Raw genomic sequence first — 2,333 nt, forward strand, 5'->3', positions numbered from 1 at the left:
TTTATCTGGAGCTCGGCCCCGACCCGGTGCTGACCTCCGCCGTCCAGCAGACGCTGGACGAGGTGGATGGCGCGCCCGACCCGATCGCAGTCGCCGCGCTGACAGGCAAGCAGCCCGAGGTGCAGGCGTTCACCCATGCCCTCGCCCGGTTGCACACCACTGGCGATCCGGTCGACTGGTCGTCGTGGTTCCCGGGGGACTTGGCGCCGGGGGTGGTGGCGTTGCCTACGTACCCGTTCCAGCGGCAGCGTTTCTGGCTGTCCGCCAAGGCCGGGGGCGGGGACGCAACGGGGCTGGGTCTTGTCTCCTCCGGGCACCCGCTGCTCGGCGCAGCCGTACGCCCGGCCGACGGTGACTCGTACCTCCTGACTGGGCGGATCTCCCGCCAGTCGCACCCTTGGCTGGCTGACCATGTGGTGTCCGGGACGGTGCTGTTGCCCGGTGCGGTGCTGGTGGAGTGGGCGTTGCGGGCCGCCGATGAGGCGGGCTGCGCCACGGTCGAAGAGCTGACGTTGCAGGCGCCACTTGTACTGCCCGACTCCGGCGGGCTCCGCGTCCAAGTGGCCGTGGGCGCCCTCGCAGAAGACGGACGCCGCGATGTGCAGGTGTACACCCGTCCCGACGAAGCGGATGCGGAGTGGATCTGCCACGCGACCGGCCTCCTCGGCGCCGAGACCAACACGCAGCCCGTGGAACCGGCCGGGGCGTGGCCTCCTGTCGACGCGGAACCGCTCGATATCGGCGGCCTTTACGAGCACGCTGCGGCTGCGGGTTATGAGTACGGTCCCGCGTTCCAGGGTCTGCGTGCGGTGTGGCGGCATGGTTCCGACCTGCTGGCCGAGGTGACCTTGCCGGAGCAGGCGGGTGAACGTGGAGGCCTCGGTATCCACCCCGCCCTGCTCGACGCGGCGCTCCACCCCGTGCTGGCCGACCGCCTTGCCGCCGACGCGGGTGGTGGGGAGTTGTGGGTGCCGTTTGTGTGGGGTGGGGTGTCGTTGTATGCGGTTGGGGCCGGGTCTGTCCGGGTGCGGATTGTTCGGCTCGGTGACCGGGAGTTGGGTTTGGTGGTGACTGATCTGTCCGGGGCTGTGGTGCTCACGGTGGGGTCTGTTCAGATGCGTCCGGTGGCTGCGTCGGGGTTTGCGGCGGTGCAGCGTCGGTGTGTTGATGGGTTGTTCGTGGTGGAGTGGGTTCCGGTTTCGGTGGTCGGTGGGTCGGCGGGTGTGCGGTGGGTCACTTTGGGGCGTGATGTTGGGGGTTTGGCTGCGTTGGGTGAGGTGCCGTCGGTTGTGGTGGTGGAGGTGGCTGGTGGGGAGGGTGGGTTGGCTGTTGTGGGGTGGGTGCTTGGTTTGGTGCAGGAGTGGTTGGCTGAGCCGAGGTTTGCTGATGCCCGGCTGGTGTTGGTGACGCGGCATGCCATGGCTGTTGGGGAGGGTGTGGATGTTGATCCGGCTGCGGCGGGGGTGTGGGGTCTGGTCCGCAGTGCCCAGTCGGAGAATCCGGGCCGGTTCGTCCTGGTCGATGTTGACGTGGCGGGCGCCGAATCCGAGGCCCTCCGTCACGCCGTTGCGACGGACGAGCCCCAACTGGCCGTCCGAGAGGGCCGGGTGCTGGTGCCGCGGCTCATGCCTGCCGCCCCCTCCGCCGAACTGGTTGCCCCCACGGGTGAACCGGCGTGGCGGCTCGAACTCGGCGTCGGGGGCACGCTCGACAACCTGGCGGCTGTGCCCTGCCCGGAGGTGCTGGAGCCGTTGGGGCCGGGCCAGGTGCGGGTGGCTGTCCACGCCGCAGGCGTGAACTTCCGCGATGTCCTGGTCGCGTTGGGCATGGTCCCCGCCTACGGCGCGATGGGCGGTGAGGGTGCGGGGATCGTGTTGGAGACGGCGCCCGATGTGACCGGGTTCGCCGTGGGCGATCGTGTGATGGGGCTCTTCGAGGGTGCGTTTGGTTCAGTGGTTGTGGTGGATGTGCGGTTGTTGGTGGGTGTGCCGGTGGGGTGGGGGTTGGGGGAGGGTGCTGGTGTGCCGGTGGCGTTTTTGACGGCGTGGTTTGGGTTGGTGGTTTTGGGGGGTTTGCGGGCGGGTGAGTCGGTGTTGGTGCATGCGGCGACGGGTGGTGTGGGGATGGCGGCGGTGCAGGTTGCGCGGTATGTGGGGGCGGAGGTCTTTGCGACGGCGGGTGAGGGCAAGCATGGTGTGCTGGAGGGGATGGGTGTTGATGCGGGGCATCGCGCGTCTTCGCGTGATCTGGGTTTTGAGGGGGTTGTGCGGGGGTTGACGGGGGGTCGGGGTGTGGATGTGGTGTTGAACAGTTTGACGGGTGAGTTTGTTGAT

The 2,333-nt window shown here is 68.8% G+C and carries 1 protein-coding gene; it reads left to right on the top strand.

Going from position 1 to position 2,333, the window contains the following annotated elements; all coding sequences use genetic code 11:
- Nucleotides 1-2,333, top strand: a 2,333-nt coding sequence (locus ABCR83_RS32545; protein ID WP_462698868.1) for a polyketide synthase dehydratase domain-containing protein, incomplete at both ends; no start/stop codon positions are given.

Source organism: Streptomyces xingningensis (genome assembly GCF_054957865.1).